The sequence below is a fragment of the Brevibacillus sp. NSP2.1 genome (assembly GCF_000470975.2).
In the GTDB taxonomy this organism is placed as follows: domain Bacteria; phylum Bacillota; class Bacilli; order Brevibacillales; family Brevibacillaceae; genus Brevibacillus; species Brevibacillus agri.
Genome location: NZ_CP048274.1, coordinates 4488603 through 4504308, shown reverse-complemented (window position 1 = coordinate 4504308; position 15706 = coordinate 4488603). Strand labels below are relative to the sequence as shown.

The 15706-nt window shown below is 52.1% G+C and carries 19 protein-coding genes; 18 read left to right on the top strand and 1 reads right to left on the bottom strand.

Going from position 1 to position 15706, the window contains the following annotated elements:
- Positions 1–39 precede the first annotated feature (39 nt).
- From brfA to M655_RS21800, 6 genes are all read left to right on the top strand, one after another.
- Positions 40–276 carry a ribosome rescue factor BrfA gene (brfA, locus tag M655_RS21825; RefSeq protein ID WP_005835037.1) on the top strand — a complete coding sequence of 79 codons (237 nt, stop codon included), beginning with the start codon at positions 40–42 and terminating at the stop codon, positions 274–276.
- Positions 277–363: 87 nt separating this feature from the next.
- A complete protein-coding gene (locus M655_RS21820; protein WP_026557959.1) occupies positions 364–630 on the top strand; it encodes a PucR family transcriptional regulator ligand-binding domain-containing protein in 267 nt (88 codons plus the stop codon).
- 313 nt (positions 631–943) lie between these two features.
- Positions 944–1270 carry a hypothetical protein gene (locus tag M655_RS21815; RefSeq protein WP_003842489.1) on the top strand — a complete coding sequence of 109 codons (327 nt, stop codon included), beginning with the start codon at positions 944–946 and terminating at the stop codon, positions 1268–1270.
- Positions 1271–1463: 193 nt separating this feature from the next.
- Positions 1464–2165 carry a TerC family protein gene (locus M655_RS21810; protein ID WP_005835033.1) on the top strand — a complete coding sequence of 234 codons (702 nt, stop codon included), beginning with the start codon at positions 1464–1466 and terminating at the stop codon, positions 2163–2165.
- 2 nt (positions 2166–2167) lie between these two features.
- Positions 2168–3040, top strand: a complete 873-nt coding sequence (locus tag M655_RS21805) for a LysR family transcriptional regulator (RefSeq protein ID WP_005835031.1) — start codon at positions 2168–2170, stop codon at positions 3038–3040.
- Between the two features lie 208 nt (positions 3041–3248).
- Positions 3249–4331, top strand: a complete 1083-nt coding sequence (locus M655_RS21800; protein ID WP_035423120.1) for an AbrB family transcriptional regulator — start codon at positions 3249–3251, stop codon at positions 4329–4331.
- A gap of 39 nt (positions 4332–4370) precedes the next feature.
- Here M655_RS21800 and M655_RS21795 read toward each other — a convergent pair whose 3' ends face one another.
- The gene (locus M655_RS21795; protein WP_007781715.1) at positions 4371–4922 is read right to left on the bottom strand and encodes a hypothetical protein; all 552 of its coding nucleotides are present in this window, start codon (positions 4920–4922) and stop codon (positions 4371–4373) included.
- A gap of 528 nt (positions 4923–5450) precedes the next feature.
- Here M655_RS21795 and qoxA point away from each other — a divergent pair.
- The 12 genes from qoxA (at position 5451) to M655_RS21735 (ending at position 15701) form a co-directional block, all read left to right on the top strand.
- Positions 5451–6434: a cytochrome aa3 quinol oxidase subunit II gene (gene qoxA, locus M655_RS21790; protein ID WP_005835025.1), complete on the top strand. Its 984-nt coding sequence runs from the start codon at positions 5451–5453 to the stop codon at positions 6432–6434.
- A gap of 23 nt (positions 6435–6457) precedes the next feature.
- Positions 6458–8428 carry a cbb3-type cytochrome c oxidase subunit I gene (locus tag M655_RS21785; protein ID WP_005835023.1) on the top strand — a complete coding sequence of 657 codons (1971 nt, stop codon included), beginning with the start codon at positions 6458–6460 and terminating at the stop codon, positions 8426–8428.
- 2 nt (positions 8429–8430) lie between these two features.
- Positions 8431–9033, top strand: coding sequence for a cytochrome o ubiquinol oxidase subunit III (gene cyoC / locus M655_RS21780; RefSeq protein ID WP_025848022.1), 603 nt, complete (start codon positions 8431–8433; stop codon positions 9031–9033).
- Between the two features lies 1 nt (position 9034).
- Positions 9035–9349 carry a cytochrome o ubiquinol oxidase subunit IV gene (gene cyoD, locus M655_RS21775; protein ID WP_005835019.1) on the top strand — a complete coding sequence of 105 codons (315 nt, stop codon included), beginning with the start codon at positions 9035–9037 and terminating at the stop codon, positions 9347–9349.
- A gap of 139 nt (positions 9350–9488) precedes the next feature.
- Complete coding sequence (locus tag M655_RS21770) at positions 9489–10013, top strand: GNAT family N-acetyltransferase (protein WP_005835017.1); 525 nt, start codon at positions 9489–9491, stop codon at positions 10011–10013.
- A 193-nt stretch (positions 10014–10206) separates the two neighbouring features.
- Positions 10207–10776 carry an FAD-dependent oxidoreductase gene (locus tag M655_RS21765; protein WP_005835015.1) on the top strand — a complete coding sequence of 190 codons (570 nt, stop codon included), beginning with the start codon at positions 10207–10209 and terminating at the stop codon, positions 10774–10776.
- A gap of 155 nt (positions 10777–10931) precedes the next feature.
- The gene (locus tag M655_RS21760) at positions 10932–12455 is read left to right on the top strand and encodes an MDR family MFS transporter (RefSeq protein WP_005835013.1); all 1524 of its coding nucleotides are present in this window, start codon (positions 10932–10934) and stop codon (positions 12453–12455) included.
- A gap of 12 nt (positions 12456–12467) precedes the next feature.
- Complete coding sequence (locus M655_RS21755) at positions 12468–13001, top strand: PadR family transcriptional regulator (RefSeq protein WP_007781730.1); 534 nt, start codon at positions 12468–12470, stop codon at positions 12999–13001.
- 88 nt (positions 13002–13089) lie between these two features.
- Positions 13090–13380 (top strand): DUF3817 domain-containing protein, encoded by a 291-nt coding sequence (locus tag M655_RS21750; RefSeq protein ID WP_005835010.1) that lies wholly within the window; start codon positions 13090–13092, stop codon positions 13378–13380.
- Between the two features lie 125 nt (positions 13381–13505).
- Entirely contained in the window at positions 13506–13703 is a 198-nt protein-coding gene (locus M655_RS21745) for a hypothetical protein (protein WP_005835007.1), read from the top strand.
- A gap of 526 nt (positions 13704–14229) precedes the next feature.
- Positions 14230–14748: a DUF2179 domain-containing protein gene (locus M655_RS21740; RefSeq protein WP_026557957.1), complete on the top strand. Its 519-nt coding sequence runs from the start codon at positions 14230–14232 to the stop codon at positions 14746–14748.
- Between the two features lie 224 nt (positions 14749–14972).
- Entirely contained in the window at positions 14973–15701 is a 729-nt protein-coding gene (locus M655_RS21735; RefSeq protein WP_005835001.1) for an amino acid ABC transporter ATP-binding protein, read from the top strand.
- The last annotated feature ends 5 nt before the right edge of the window (positions 15702–15706 follow it).

The following is a 15706-nucleotide window of genomic DNA, read 5'->3' as shown; positions in this document are numbered from 1 at the left end:
TAGCCTGCAGGCGTGCCGGGGAAAAAGGAGTGAGCGAGCATGGCAAAAAGCAACGCACGCAAGCAGCGGGAAAAGCTGGCGCGGGAAGGCAAGCGCAACCCGGAGCTGAACAGAAGCATCTTCGCCTTTGCCGACATGAGGCAGCGGACGACGAAGACCAAAGCGGAAAAACTGAATCAGCAAAAGCACAAGAGGTCGTTATCCTGGCAAAGTGATGACGGCCTTTTTCGTTGCCGTTTTTCTGTCCCCTGTTTTGTGATAGCATGTAGCCAATAGCCAGCGCGATGAGGTGAATCCATGGAAAACACTCCCTTTACCGTTTAGCGGCTGCTGCAGCTACCCGTTTTTCGCGGAGCGGAAATCATGGCCGGACGCGAAGGAATTTCCAAAGAAATCTACTACATAAACTCCGTCGAAATGCCTGATCTGACAGGGTTTCTCCGCCCGAACGAGCTGATTATCACGACAGGCTACGCGTTTCGCCACGAGCCAATGCTGCTCTGCCGGCTGCTGGATGAGATGCACCGGATCGGCAGCTCGGCAATCGGCATCAAGACGAGAAGAGTCATCCAGGAAGTGCCGCCCGAGGCGCTGTACATACCAATCAGGGAGGAACAACGATCTCGTTGAAGCAAACGATGACGAAGCACAGATCGTCCCGCCGCTACGGCTGCATGAAAGTTTTCCGGACTTTGGCGGGGAAGCGGCAGAGTAAGCAAGCAACGGGGAGCCCGTCGTCTTGTCCGCCGCGCTCATGGCGAAGCTTGTTTCGGAATGGGTATAGCGTGAAAAAAGAAAGCCGGCCGGGGACTGGCTTTTTGGCGGAAGGGAAACGAAGGCTGCACGGAGCTTTTCGTTTGCGAACAGGCAGATTGGGTTGTAGGAAACGGCGGGATTGCTTATGCTAGGAGGACAGCTATAAGCAGAAATGAGGCATGCGCGAATGAATGAGCGTGTTACTGGCGCGTCCAGCCCAGCCGTCCATCCCGAGTGCGCGAGGGCGATCCGGCAGCTTTTGCAGTTGCAGGAGCCGAAGCGCGAAGACTTTTTGGCGCTTCGCACGTACGGCAATGATCGTTATTCGTCCATGGGCTGGGAGGAACTGCAATCGTATATAAATGAAAAGACGGTAGTCATCGTCGAGCAGTTTGAAAACGAGCAAAACATCATGTCCGCGCTGCGCTGGGTTGCGCGAGGGCTGCCCGTCTGGCACGCGATTCGCAAAGTGAAGGCGGATTACTCCGTGTACGGATACAAGGGGCAAAGCTGAGCGGGCTACTCGCACCAGCCTCGCCCGGCACGTCCAAAATGCAAAGAGAAGAAAAGTCTGTCAGAGTGGCAGACCTTTTCTATTTTTGATAACGCTTACGGCAAAAAAGTGCAGGCAAATCCGAAAAAAATACTGCACGCGAAAATGAAAAGGTCTATTATTGTCACTATCATCATCTTTGGAGGGGGCCATCATGACAGAATTCTTACTTAGCTTACTACAGATCATCATCGTCAATCTGGTCTTGAGTGGGGACAACGCCGTCGTGATCGCGCTGGCTTGTCGCAACTTGCGTCCAGAGTTGCAAAAGAAAGCAGTCTTCTGGGGCGGCTTCGGAGCGATCGGACTGCGGGTCATCCTGACCTTTATTGCTATTTGGCTGCTCCAGATCCCGTTTGTTCAGGTGGTCGGGGGACTTTTGCTCATCTGGATTGCCGTCAAGCTGCTGAAGGGCGAGGAAGAGGAGACCCATATTGGCGGCGGCTCGAACATGTTGGAGGCGCTGAAAACGATTATTTTTGCCGACCTCATCATGAGTCTGGACAACGTTATTGCTGTGGCGGGGGCTGCGAACGGAAACATGCTGCTCGTCGTCATCGGACTTGCCGTCAGCATCCCGCTGATTATTTGGGGCAGCCAGTTGCTGATGCTTTTGATGAACCGTTTTCCGGTCATCGTGCTGTTGGGGGCGGCTTTGCTCGGTTACACCGCAGGCGAGATGATCGTCGGCGACAAAGTAGTCGGAGCGTTTCTGGAAGGGGTGTTGCCAGCGCTGCACATCATTTTGCCGGTCGCTTTGGCACTGGTGGTCATTGCTGTTGGCACGTACCTGAAGCGCAAGCGTGAAAAATCAGGGGAGGACCGCGTCGCACAAGACCACGCGGAGACACTGTAGCCATGGAATATCGGGACTGGTCGATTCTCCAGACGCTTTATCGGGAACAAAACATCACCCGGACGGCAAAAAGTCTGTACTTGTCCCAGCCTGCCCTGACCAAACGGCTGCGGCAGATCGAAAAAGAGTTTGGCGTGCAAATTGTCCAGCGCGGCAGGCGAGGCGTCCACTTTACGCCAGAAGGGGAGTATTTGGCGAGTTGCGCGGATGAAATGCTTTTGCGTCTGCGCAAAATCAAGGAGCACGTCGCCAATATGGGCGAGCAGGTGAGCGGCACGCTGCGGCTGGGCGTCTCCAACTATTTTGCCCACTACAAGCTGCCAGGTCTGTTGAAGCTGTTCAAGCAGGAGTATCCGCTGGTAGAGTTCAAGGTCGTGACGGGCTGGAGCAAAGACGTGTACCAGTCTGTGTACAACCAGGATGTGCACGTCGGTTTTGTTCGCGGCAATTACAATTGGCCGGATGGGAAGCTGCTGTTGTTTGAGGAGAGCGTGTGCATCGTCTCCAAAGACCCCGTCGATGTAGCCGACCTGCCGAGCCTGCCGCGCATTGACTACAAGACAGACCCGCTATTGCAGGCGCTGGTGGACAGTTGGTGGGCCGAAAACTACTCTTCGCCGCCCCGGATCGGAATGGAAGTGGACAAGGCGGATACGTGCGGCGAAATGGTCGCAAACGGACTCGGCTACGCCATTCTCCCCCGCCTGGTCGCAAACGGCAAACAAAACTTGTACCTGATCGAAATTAAGGACGCCGCGAACAAGCCCGTCAAGCGCAGCACCTGGATGTTTTACCACAAGGCTTCCCTGGAGCTGCAAAATGTGAGAGCCTTCGTGAACTTCATGCAGCGCATGGATTTTCCGCATTCGTATTAAACGCCAACAGAGCGGGCGACCAGCCGCGGACCGCTGCTTCGAGAACAGGATGACTTCTCGAAGGCAGCGTTTTTCTTTTTCTGCCATTCGCGCAAGGAATCGCCCGCGATAACGAATGGCTATTTTTCAGATGGCTTTTTCTGGCGTACACTGGAGGTACAGCAAGAGAGCAACAAAAGCAACGTCAGACAAGAAAAGAGGGATCAGCATGCTTTTGCTTCGCATATTGCTCACGCTGCTGCTCGGTTCAGTGGGAGGCTGGCTGTTTGCCGAGGTGCTTCACAGCCCGCTGCCGTGGTTGATCGGTTCCTTGCTGGCGACTGTCGCGGCGACCATGCTCGGGGTGCAAAAGCTGTGGATTCCGGGCTGGTTCCGTCAGGCGGGACTGATTGTGATCGGCATATCGCTTGGCCTGCGCATGACGCCGGATATTTGGCAGACCATGACAGATCATATCGGTTTGATGCTGATCGCCACGCTGCTCACAGTGCTAATCAGCCTGCTCAACGCGTGGATTTTTTACAAAATGGGCAAGGTCGATCGGGTTACGGCGATCTTCAGCAATATTCCCGGCGGTCTGTCGGAAATGGTGACGATCGGCCAGTCTGTCGGCGGCAATCAACAGGTGATCTCGATTTTTCACTCGATTCGTGCGGTGACGATCGTTTTGTGCACGCCATTTTTAATCTCCTGGCTGTTTGACGGGCACGCCTCGTCTGTGGTGCTGTCGACAGGCGGTCACGTGCTGGAGTGGCTCCCGACCATTTTGCTTGTCACAGCCAGTCTGATCGGTGCGCTGGTGGCTACCCGCTGCTCCATTCCTGCGCCGTATTTGCTTGGCCCGTTGCTGATTGCCGCACTCGTCTCCCTGAATACACCGTGGACGGGCGAGAATCCGGCGCTGGCAGGAGGGCTGGTCAAAGCCGCGCAAGTGTGGATCGGAGTAAGCATCGGGCTTGGTTTTCGCAAAGAAGACATCCGAAAACAAAAGCGTTTTTTCCTGCTCGGCGCCATACATTCGCTGCTGCTGTTCGGCATGGTGACGGCGATGGCTGTGGGCCTGGCCTATTTCGCCAACATGGAAGTGGCGACGAGCATTTTGGCGACGGCGCCTGGCGGAATTGCCGAAATGAGCTTGACCGCCATGTCGATCGGGGCAGATCCGCTGCTCGTGACGGCCTTCCAGTTGTTTCGCGTCCTGTTTGTGCTCACGCTGTTTTCCTTCGGCGGGCGTAGCTGGGGAAAACGGCATCGGGCCGAGGCGGCAGCGACTTTGGACAGAACGGCCTGACGTTGGCAAAACGGAGGGCGGCAACAAAATCCGGCAGCATCAATGAGCAATAACAGAATCCGGTAGCACCAAGCGAATACGAAAGCCTGCAGCCTGTTTGCGAACAGCGAAGCTGCAGGCTTTTTTTATCGGGACAAGCAAAAATCTTCTACCGATCAACAAAAAGCGCCGCTTCACAATTAAGACACAAAGAAAAAATGTAACAATCGCTAGTTCAATAGGTTTGTGGAAAAAGTTTTGACAAATTTTCAATAAAAATTTGAACAAAACATGAACAAAAAGTGAATTTTGTGTTACAATAAATTCAACAAAGAAAACGACGCAAGGTAAAATTCCAAAACGACAGGGGTTTTGAACCATGAATACAGATAAAAAAGCTGCTGACTTGCTGAGATGGATCGCTTGGACAGCAATTGCAATCGGCGGATTGTTGATGGCGTTTACTGCAAGCGATTTCAGAGCGGAGAACTTCCCGTTGATGGTATCCATCGGATTTTTGATCGCAGGCATGAACATTTTCATCATGAGCACGGTTTTCCGCTTGATGAATCTGCGCAAACAAGAAGTGTAACAAAACGATGCCAAATCCATAAAGGAAACCTCTCATTTCTTCCTTATATAATGAGAGGTTTTTTGTTGCCTGTAGCTGAAAAATAACGGAAACAATAGCGGAAAAACCGAACACCGCTTACGCAAATGCGCGGCGTAGCCTTCTTTTTGGAGCTGTCCAAGAGGAAGGCTTTTTTTATTTAAATTGAAAGCACAAAACGGAGGTGATCAAACTGGATATTATATCCATGTTTGGGTGTGGTTGTGCATCCGAGGGGATTCCTAACAAGAATTTGAGCAACTCGTGACTGCTTCGTGAACACTTTGTCACAGAAAAGCTACGAATTATTGAACGTCCGAAAAAACAAGTACAAAAGTTGAGCGTCTCTGCTAGTATGTATATGCGGTTATCTGGTATGTTCACTTTCGTTAAAAAAATCTCTGCTGAGTCCTGTTCGAAGATGGATTCCATCCTCTGCGTGAAAGACTCAGAGGGGAGGCGAACGCGAATAGCGGATGCACCATCAGTTTAGATGCTTGTTGTTTTGTGAAAGAGGAGGGATTAGGAGAATGATTGGAGGAAAAATGCTGAGGCAAATCCACTTTTGGATCTTGGCAGCGTTGACCACCGTCCTGCTTTCAGGCTGTGGTAGTGAGTATCTTGTCTTGAATCCTAAGGGGCCTGTAGCAGAGACGCAGTACAATCTCATTATTATTTCCACTATATTGTGCGCTGTCATCATCGTTCCGGTTCTTGCGCTTACCGCTTTTATCGTCTATCGATATCGGGACAAACCGGACAACAAGGCACCTTACAAGCCAGAGTGGGCACACAACACGGCCCTCGAAGCAATCTGGTGGGGGATTCCGGTGGTCATCATTGCGATCCTGGGATACTTTACCGTTCGCGATACGTATGTGTTGAAAGAGTCTCCGAATAAAGAAGTAGCTCCAATGACGGTACAAGTGACCGCGTTGGATTGGAAATGGATGTTTACTTACCCTGAGCAAAACATTGCGACGGTCAACCACCTGGAGATTCCGGTTGGCGTACCGGTTCACTTCCAGATTTCTGCGGAAGCGCCAATGAACTCTTTCTGGGTACCATCGCTTGGCGGCCAGGTTTACGCGATGGCAGGGATGGCGACCGAGCTGTACTTGCAAGCTGACGAGCCGGGCGAATACGCCGGATTCAGCTCCAACTTCTCCGGTGAAAAATTCGCTCACATGCAGTTCAAAGTTGTAGCGAAGCCGAAAGAAGAGTTCGACCAGTGGGTCAAAGAAGTAAAAGGCACGAGCCCAGCAATGACGAAAGAAGATTACAACGAGCTGAAAAAACAAGGATTGTCCGAGAAAAAGCTGTACTCTGCATTCCCGGAAGGCTTGTTTGAAGAGATTGTGCAACGATACAGCCATGGTCACGATATGGACCATGTGATGAAAAAACAGCCTGCTCCGACAGGTGACAAGTCAAAAGAAACTTCGCAAGAGACGCAACAGTCGACTGATATGAGCAACATGCATGGAATGGATCATTCCAGTATGAAACATTAGGCGAAAGGGAGGAGGAATACCACGTGTGGGAGGACATTAAAGAATTTGCATCCACGTTCTTCGTAACTGGTGACCCACTGATTTACGGTGCGGACGTATCGATTGTGCTGACAATGCTCGCGATCGTGTTTGTCCTGACCAAATATAAAAAATGGGGTTGGCTCTGGCGTGAATGGCTGACTACCGTTGACCATAAACGTATCGGGATCATGTACCTGATTTCATCGCTTCTCATGCTGTTCCGCGGTGGGGTTGACGCCCTGCTGATGCGTCTGCAGTTGGCATTCCCGAATCTGGAATTTTTGCATGCCGATCACTATAACGCGATCTTTACCACTCACGGTACGATCATGATTTTGTTCATGGCGATGCCGATGATGTTCGGTTTGTTCAACATGGTCGTTCCGCTGCAAATCGGGGCGCGCGACGTTGCGTATCCGTTTTTGAACGCACTCAGCTTCTGGCTGTTTTTCCTTGGGGCGATGCTGTTCAACCTGTCTTTCGTTATCGGGGGGTCCCCGGACGCAGGTTGGCTGTCTTATCCGCCATTGTCGCAAAATGATTTCAGTCCAGGACCAGGACAAAACTTCTGGATCTGGGGGATTCAAATCTCCGGTATCGGTAGTTTGGCAACAGGTATCAACTTTATCGTAACGATTCTCAAAATGCGTGCACCAGGTATGACGCTTACCAAAATGCCGCTGTTTAGCTGGTCTGTTCTGTCGTCCAGCATCATGATTATTTTTGCTTTCCCGATCTTGACTGTCACCATCGCACTTTTGTTCCTTGACCGCTTTGCAGGTGCGCACTTCTTCACGATGGATGGCGGCGGTAACCCGATGATGTACCTGAACCTCATCTGGATGTGGGGTCACCCTGAGGTGTACATCGTAGTTGTACCAGCGTTCGGTATTTTCTCTGAAGTTGTGGCGACATTCTCGCGCAAACGCATTTTCGGTTACAAATCCATGGTGTGGGCTTTGATGGCAATTGCGATCGCGTCCTTCTTCACATGGGCTCACCACTTCTTCACAATGGGTACAAGCGCCAGCGTTATCGCCTTCTTTGCGATCTCGACGATGGTCATTGCGATTCCGACCGGTGTGAAGGTGTTTAACTGGCTGTTTACGATGTTCCGTGGTCGGATATCCTTTAAACAACCGATGCTGTGGACCATTGCGTTCATTCCTTGCTTCCTCGTAGGGGGAGCGACAGGTGTCATGCTGGCGGTAGCTCCGGCAGACTACCAGTACCACAACAGCTACTTCCTGATCGCCCACTTCCACCAAGTGTTGATCGGTGGGGTTGTGTTCGGTTACCTGGCAGGTATTTACTACTGGTGGCCAAAACTGTTCGGCTTCAAGCTGGATGAGAAGCTGGGACGTTGGGGCTTCTGGTTCTGGAACATCGGTTTCTATATTTGCTTCATGCCGCAATACGCGCTTGGCTTTATGGGTATGACTCGCCGTTACTACACATACGGCTGGGATCGCGGTTGGGAAGACCTCAACCTCGTATCGACTGTCGGTGCGTTCATGATGGGGATCGGCTTCATTTTCCAAGTATGGCAAATCGCTTACAGCATCAAGCACGGAGAACGGGATACGACAGGGGATCCATGGGATGCACGTACCCTGGAGTGGTCGATTCCATCTCCAGCGCCGTTCTACAACTTCGCTGTCGTTCCGCATGTGAAAGAAGCGGATGACTGGTGGGCAACAAAACAAGCAAAAGCAAATGGCACGTATAAACAAGAGCCGGCGCATTTGGAACCGATTCATATGCCGAAGAACTCTGGTATTCCGATTATCATGTCGACCTTCTGGTTCTTGATCGGATTTGGATTCACCTTTGGATGGGTATGGATGGCCGTAGTTGGATTCATCGGAGTTGCCGTGTGCATGTGGGTACGCTCCTTCCAATATGATACGGATTATTACGTACCGGTGGATGAAGTGCGTCGCACGGAGGCTTCACTGGGGAGGGTGTTGTAATGATGGCTAATCATCACGACCATAGTCATGGCCACGACCATCATGAAGAGCATGAGCAACTAAAGGTTCTTGGCTTCTGGATTTTCGTTGTTACGGACTGCATTTTGTTCGGTACGCTGTTTGCCACCTATGCAGTAATGATGCATAGCTTTGCAGGCGGACCGACTGGAAAAGAACTGTTTGAAATGCCTGGGATCATCGCTTCAACTTTTATCCTGTTGACCAGCAGCTTTACGAGCGGACTTGCTGTGCTGGCGATGAACAAAGGAAAAGTAAAAGAACTGATCGGATGGCTGGCGGTTACAGCCGTCCTGGGTCTGGCCTTCGTCGTGCTGGAGATCAACGAGTTTACGCACTTGGCGCATGAAGGAGCAACCATCGCGACTAGCGGTTACTGGTCCGCCTTCTTCACCCTGGTTGGAACGCACGGGTTGCACGTAACCATCGGTCTGTTCTGGATGGTCGCGCTGATGATGCAGTTGAAGCGCCGCGGTATCAATGCGGTGACTCGCCGCAAAATCACCAACCTGAGCTTGTACTGGCACTTCCTGGACGTTGTGTGGATCTTCCTCTTCACAGTCGTCTATCTGATGGGGGTGATGTAAGATGACACAACATCAAAATCATGGCAATCACGATCACGGGTCGCTGAAGTCGTACGTCATCGGCTTCGTCCTCTCGATTGTGCTGACCATTATCCCGCTGGTGCTGGTCATGAACCAGATGCTCGAAAAAACGGCTCTCGTAATCACGATCTTGGTGATGGCCATCTTGCAATTCGTTGTTCAACTGTTCTTCTTTATGCACATTCGCGAGGGAGAAAAACCGCGCTACAATGTACAGACATTGATCCTCGGTCTCGTGATCGTGTTTACGATCATCGCAGGTTCCATCTGGATCATGATGTTCAACAAATACTAAGCAGCATTATAGGGAAAAAGCCAAAAGGCGTGAGTCAAGCGATCGGTTGCTTGTCTCGCGCCTTTTTCTTGCTCCGTCATGTTTAGCGTGCTAAGATAGACGGAAATTATTGACAGCACATTCGAAAGGCAGTGGGAGTATGGCAGAGCAGCTCGCTTTGGTCAAGCCTTCCGCCCGGCGACAGCAGGAGTATTTGGCTTATTACGAAGAATGGAAGCAAAGCGGGGAACCGTTTGTCCCTTGGGTGGCCGGGCGCGAGCCGCACGATTTTGGCGCTTACCTGGCGTTTCTTGCCAGCGAGGGAAGCGAAGAAAGTATTCCGGCCGGCTGGGTTCCGCACTCAACCTACTGGCTGGTGAACGGCGAGGACAAAATCTTGGGGGTAGTCAACATTCGCCATCGCCTGAACGAGCATTTGTACAACGCAGGCGGCCATATCGGCTACGGCATCCGGCCGAGCGAAAGACGAAAAGGCTACGCGACGGCGATTCTCGCGCTCGCGCTGGACAAGACGAGAGAGCTTGGCCTGGAGCGGGTACTGGTTGTGTGCGATCGGGACAATACCGGCTCGGAAAAAACAATTCGCGGCAACGGCGGGGTGTTGGAATCCGAGTTCACGGAAGCGGACGGCAATGTGGTGCGGCGGTATTGGATTGCATTGTGACTGAGCCAATCCCAGCGATTAAGACGCTACCAGTGACAAAGGCTATCGTTTTCTTAAAAAAAGGCACACGCGTCCTTTCTATTTTTACCTGCCGCAAAGTTCGCGAATGTTTTTACTGCCGCCAACCCTTTTCTTTTTCAAAACAAAGTATATAATTATGTTGTGTAACGTATTTTGGAAAGGGGAGATTTCTTTGTTTGATATCGTGATTGTTGGAGCAGGCCCAGCGGGTGGAAGCGCAGCATTGTTTGCCGCGAAGGCGGGGAAAAAGACGTTGTTGATTGACAACGACAAGAGCATGACCAAACGCGCGTGGATGGAAAACCACTATGGCATCATGGAAATCTCGGGCCCTGACCTGATCGAGACAGGGAAAAAGCAGGCTGCCAAATTCGGGGCCGAGCTGGTGGAAGACCAGGTAACTAACGTGAGGAAAACCGAGCAAGGACTGGTCGTGGAGACAGCGGAAAAAGGCTCGTTCGAAGCGAAGCATGTCATTTTGGCGACAGGCGCGGTAGTGGCGCTTGCCGAAGAGATTGGCGTCAAGACAAAAGATGGCACGGAGCCGCGCATCAAGTCGATCGTAGACGTTGACGCACAAGGAAAAACGAACATCGAAGGCATTTGGGCGGCAGGCACGTGCGCAGGCGTGAGCGTACATACGATCATTACCGCTGGCGACGGGGCGAAAGTCGCGATTAACGTCATCAGCGAGCTGAACGGCGAGCGTTATGTCGATCACGACGTGTTGAAAACAAACTGAGCTTTAGATGTACAGGCACCTTCTCTTTTCTGAAGAGAAGGTGTTTTTTCGCAGCAGTAGCAAACGGTTCCTGCCCTATATTTTGCAGACATATGGTCAAATTTGAATATAATAGACTATATTAGTTTGATTTGACTGTTAGGAGGAAAACGGCAATGATTGCCAAGGAAAGCAACGTAAATTTTGTCGTCGCAGCGCTCATGCTGGGGCTGTTGATCGCGTCCATGGACAACACGATTGTGGCGACAGCGATGGGGACGATTGTGGGCGAGATGGGCGGCATGGACAAATTCGTCTGGGTGACGTCCGCGTACATGGTCGCGACGATGGCCGGGATGCCGATTTTCGGCAAGCTGTCCGACATGTACGGGCGCAAGCGGTTTTATATTTTCGGCCTGATCGTTTTTTTAGTGGGCTCCATTTTGTGCGGGACGGCGAGCAGTATTGTCGAGCTGAGCATTTATCGCGCGATTCAGGGGATTGGCGGCGGCGCGTTGATGCCGATTGCCTTCACGATCATTTTTGATGTGTTTCCGCCGGAAAAACGCGGGAAAATGACTGGGCTGTTCGGGGCGGTTTTCGGTACGTCCAGCGTGTTCGGGCCGCTGCTTGGCGCGTACATTACGGAGTATGTCAGTTGGCACTGGATTTTTTACATCAACGTGCCGATCGGGGCTTTGTCGCTCTGGTTTATCAGCGTGTACTACAGAGAGTCGCTGGAGCACCGCAAGCAAAGCATCGACTGGTGGGGAGCGATTACGCTTGTCGGAGCGATTGTCAGTCTGATGTTTGCCCTGGAGCTTGGCGGCAACCAGTACGCCTGGGATTCCGTGCAGATCATCGGGCTGCTCGCAGCCTTTTTGCTTTTGTTCATCATCTTTTTGTTCGTGGAAACGAAAGCGTCCGAACCGATTATTTCGTTTGCGATGTTCAAGCAGCGGCTGTTTGCGACGACGAACGCGGTCGCGCTGCTGTACGGCGCGGCTTTTATCATTACGACCGTCTTTTTGCCGATCTTTATCCAAGGGGTGTACGGCGGGTCTGCGACCAACTCCGGCCTGCTTTTGACGCCGATGATGCTCGCCTCTGTCTGCGGCAGCCAACTGGGCGGGTTTCTCACGACGAAGACGAGCTTCCGCAACATCATGCTGTTGTCCGCTGTCTTTTTCGTACCGGGGATTTTCCTGCTGAGTACATTGTCGCCCGACATGGCTCGTTCGACGGTCACGGTGTACATGATTTTGACTGGCTTTGGCGTCGGCTTTTCTTTTTCCGTATTGGGGATGTCGGCGATTCACGGCTTCGACATGCGGCAGAGAGGCTCGGCCAGCTCGACCAACTCTTTTTCCCGCTCGCTCGGCATGACGCTGGGCATTACCGTATTTGGCATCTTGCAGCGCAACCAGTTTGAAAACGGCATGGCTTCGACTTTTTCGGGGCAAGGAGCTGTCGGGGCGATCACGGACCCGCGCGCGATCTTGACGCCGGAAGCGCGGGCGGCTATCCCGGCTCCTGTGCTGGAGACGATCACGGACATTCTCGCTTCCTCGATTGCTCAGACGTTCATGTGGGCGCTCGTTCCTGCCATTCTCGCCGTCATCTGTATTGCGCTGATGGGGAACGAGAGTGCGCTCGGCAGGGCCAAAAACGCACCGCAAGCAAACCCGGAACGCGGGTAAGAGGAGAGGGCCATGAGTCTGAAATTGCTTATTTTAGGGCTGCTGATGGAAGGGGAGCGACACCCGTATGAAATCCAGCAGCAAGTGAAGACGCGAGGAATCGACTGCTACGTCAAGTACGCCAAAGGCTCCCTCTACTATGCGATCAATCAGTTGGAAAAGGGTGGGATGATCGAGGTTACGCAAGTCATTCGCGAGTCGAACCGCCCGGATAAGACAATGTACCGGATCACCAAAAAAGGGGAGGCAGAGTTCCAGGAGCTGCTTTTGCAGGAAATGCGCAAGCCGATGCAGTTGACAAACCCGATCTACGCAGCTCTGACTTTTGCTTCCCACGGCGATCCGGCGAAAATGGGAGAGGCGCTTGCTACAAACATCGAGGAGGTACAGCGGCAGGCTGCCTTGCTCGAATCGATTCTCGAGCAGCAGCGAGCGCGGCTGGATTGGGGAGCGAGGACGATTTTGCTCGGGGCGATCGAGCATCTGCAGGCAGAAGTGCGCTGGTTGGAGCGCATCCGCGAAGAAGCGTGGGGCCGCCAGTTTTGAATTTATTATGAACATTGGGCAATTCCCATCATTTTGATAGTTTTTCATTTATAATGATGATAATTACAGGCAAGGATGGTATCCGCTCATGATGAATACCGCACTCGGACGTTTTCGCGTCATCGGCATTATCGAAGGAATCTCGTATTTGGTATTGCTCTTGATTGCCATGCCGCTAAAGTACTATCTCGACTTTCCGGCCGCTGTAAAAATCGCCGGCTCGCTGCATGGGCTGTTTTTTGTCCTCTATATTTTGGCACTGGCGCATGTTACATTTAAAGACAGATGGTCTGTTCTCAAGGTGATTGGGGCGTTTATCGCGTCGCTCTTGCCATTCGGCAACTTCGTTCTGGATGCACGATTGAAAAAAGAGCAATAAAACAGCAGAGTTTGCAGCGAAAAAAGGCGGGTCAGCGTACCCGTCTTTTGAGCACCATCAGACAGAACCGATCATACATAAGCGCAACGCTGTTCAAATATGGATCGCGATGGGGGAGGATCTGTGTGGAGACCAGAATTTTGGCAGGTGTTCTTTTATGGGATAACGAAGGGCAATACGTTCTCGAAACCGGGATGGAGAATCGGTACAAGCTGGTGCTGCCACAGATCATCACATTTACGCAAAGCGATGAAAAAGTGGCGTCAGATGAATTGGGCGAGCAGCACGTCGGCAAAAACGTGATTGCCAGATGCTTTGTGTGAGCGAGGGTAGGCACGAGCCTATTCTGGAACGAAAAACGACAGACTATTCCGAAAAATAAAGGGGCGGTGCACATGGAACTGCGCGAGCGATATACAAAAACAGGCGGAAATCAAAGGCTCCGGGTACGTCGTGGAATCGCTGGAAGCGGCGCTGCCTGGGCGGATGCTCGACCTGCTCGCGAAAAAAGAGTGGATAGAAGCGCTGGCGGGTAAATTGTACGAGCACAGCCGCGCCTAATCAGCCTCTCGCGGGGAAAAACCGACCGCACGAGCGGATTCAGGATTCACGCTGCCGTTGCAGGCTGGCTCAAGTATCCAGTCGGCAGCTTCGGCTGGGGATTTTGTGCAGTTCCGCACGTCGCCTAGCCTGCTCGTGCCGCCCTTTCCGACCGAGCAAGCACGGCTTGCGGTGGAAGATTTTTGCGCCTTTTTCCGTCTGGATTTTGCCTGGAAGATCGATTATATTGTAGTAATTGTGAGTACATAACATATTGGCCCGAGTAGATTCGGGTGGGGGTAGGGGAGCATGGGCTTCGAGTTTGTGTGGATCATCATCGGGATCAATATTTTGTACGTGTCGTTTTTCACGTTGCGACTGCTGATGGTGATTAAAGGGTATCGTGTGCTCGCTTCGCTGTTGGCGATGGTGGAAGTATTCGTCTATTTGAAAGGACTCGCGATTGTACTCGACAACCTGGACAATCCGATCAACCTCGCCGCGTACTGTATCGGCTGGGGAATGGGTGTGTACATCGGCAGCAAAATCGAGGAGTATTTGGCCCTGGGCTATGTCACCTTGCAGGTAGTGGTCGATTCCGTCGACCTGGATGTTCCTGTGCGGCTGCGCGAGCACGGCTTCGGCGTCACCTCCTGGGTGGCAGAAGGCCGGGACGGGCACCGCCTCATGATGCAGGTGCTGACCAAGCGCAGCAACGAAAAAAAGCTGTGGCAGCTCATTCATGAGATCGCGCCAAAAGCGTTTGTCATTTCTTTTGAGCCGAAAAACTTGAAGGGCGGCTTCTGGGTCAACCGCCTGCGCCAGTAGGAGCAGCCGTTCCATTTCCATTTGTAAAAGATGCCAGTCGTCTTCTGTGCCACACAGGCAGGAAGCGGCTGGTTTTTTGTTTGTCTGCTCGGCCAAAAAGCCGGGTCCTACGCCTTTATTATTAGAAAATTATAAAGAGAAATAAAATACTTTGTATTTTTCTGTAGATTCGGGTAGTTCGTCCTTACCATACAAACTATGACAGAGAGCAAGGGGGGATCTGGTTGATTAGTTTTCATCAAGTCAACAAACATTACGGGAGTTTCCACGTCCTGAAAAACATCGACCTGCATATCAACCAGGGAGAAGTAGTCGTCGTCATCGGCCCGTCTGGATCGGGGAAAAGTACGATGGTTCGCTGTATCAACAGATTGGAAACGGTTACAAGCGGAGAGCTGCTGGTAGACGGGGTAAAAGTAAACGACAAAAACACCGACATCAACAAGCTGCGCCGCAATATCGGCATGGTGTTCCAGCACTTCAATCTGTATCCGCACAAAACCGTGTTGGAAAACATCACGCTGGCGCCGATCAAGGTGCTGGGCGTATCGCAGAAGGAAGCGGAAGAAACCGCGCTCTACTACCTGGAAAAAGTAGGGATTCCGGAGAAGGCGGAAAAATTTCCGACCCAGCTCTCCGGCGGTCAGCAGCAGCGTGTAGCGATTGCGCGCGGACTGGCCATGCGCCCGAAAATCATGCTGTTTGACGAGCCGACCTCGGCGCTCGATCCCGAGACGATCGGGGAAGTACTGGACGTCATGAAAAAGCTGGCGAAGGAAGGCATGACGATGGTCGTGGTCACCCACGAAATGGGCTTTGCCCGCGAAGTGGCAGACCGGATCGTGTTCATGGACCAGGGCAGGATTCTCGAAGAGGCTACGCCGCAAGAATTTTTCGAAAATCCGCGTGAAGAACGCGCGCGCCTGTTCCTGAGCCGGATTTTGAATCACTAGACATT

Excerpts from the sequence above, each read along its gene's own strand:
- M655_RS21750 (WP_005835010.1), top strand. The coding sequence starts at position 13,090 with ATGATGAATACCGCACTCGGACGTTTTCGCGTCATCGGCATTATCGAA.
- brfA (WP_005835037.1), top strand. The coding sequence starts at position 40 with ATGGCAAAAAGCAACGCACGCAAGCAGCGGGAAAAGCTGGCGCGGGAA.
- M655_RS21815 (WP_003842489.1), top strand. The coding sequence starts at position 944 with ATGAATGAGCGTGTTACTGGCGCGTCCAGCCCAGCCGTCCATCCCGAG.
- qoxA (WP_005835025.1), top strand. The coding sequence starts at position 5,451 with ATGATTGGAGGAAAAATGCTGAGGCAAATCCACTTTTGGATCTTGGCA.
- M655_RS21800 (WP_035423120.1), top strand. The coding sequence starts at position 3,249 with ATGCTTTTGCTTCGCATATTGCTCACGCTGCTGCTCGGTTCAGTGGGA.
- M655_RS21760 (WP_005835013.1), top strand. The coding sequence starts at position 10,932 with ATGATTGCCAAGGAAAGCAACGTAAATTTTGTCGTCGCAGCGCTCATG.
- cyoC (WP_025848022.1), top strand. The coding sequence starts at position 8,431 with ATGGCTAATCATCACGACCATAGTCATGGCCACGACCATCATGAAGAG.
- cyoD (WP_005835019.1), top strand. The coding sequence starts at position 9,035 with ATGACACAACATCAAAATCATGGCAATCACGATCACGGGTCGCTGAAG.
- M655_RS21795 (WP_007781715.1), bottom strand. The coding sequence starts at position 4,922 with ATGGATTTGGCATCGTTTTGTTACACTTCTTGTTTGCGCAGATTCATC.
- M655_RS21805 (WP_005835031.1), top strand. The coding sequence starts at position 2,168 with ATGGAATATCGGGACTGGTCGATTCTCCAGACGCTTTATCGGGAACAA.
- M655_RS21810 (WP_005835033.1), top strand. The coding sequence starts at position 1,464 with ATGACAGAATTCTTACTTAGCTTACTACAGATCATCATCGTCAATCTG.
- M655_RS21740 (WP_026557957.1), top strand. The coding sequence starts at position 14,230 with ATGGGCTTCGAGTTTGTGTGGATCATCATCGGGATCAATATTTTGTAC.
- M655_RS21770 (WP_005835017.1), top strand. The coding sequence starts at position 9,489 with ATGGCAGAGCAGCTCGCTTTGGTCAAGCCTTCCGCCCGGCGACAGCAG.
- M655_RS21820 (WP_026557959.1), top strand. The coding sequence starts at position 364 with ATGGCCGGACGCGAAGGAATTTCCAAAGAAATCTACTACATAAACTCC.
- M655_RS21755 (WP_007781730.1), top strand. The coding sequence starts at position 12,468 with ATGAGTCTGAAATTGCTTATTTTAGGGCTGCTGATGGAAGGGGAGCGA.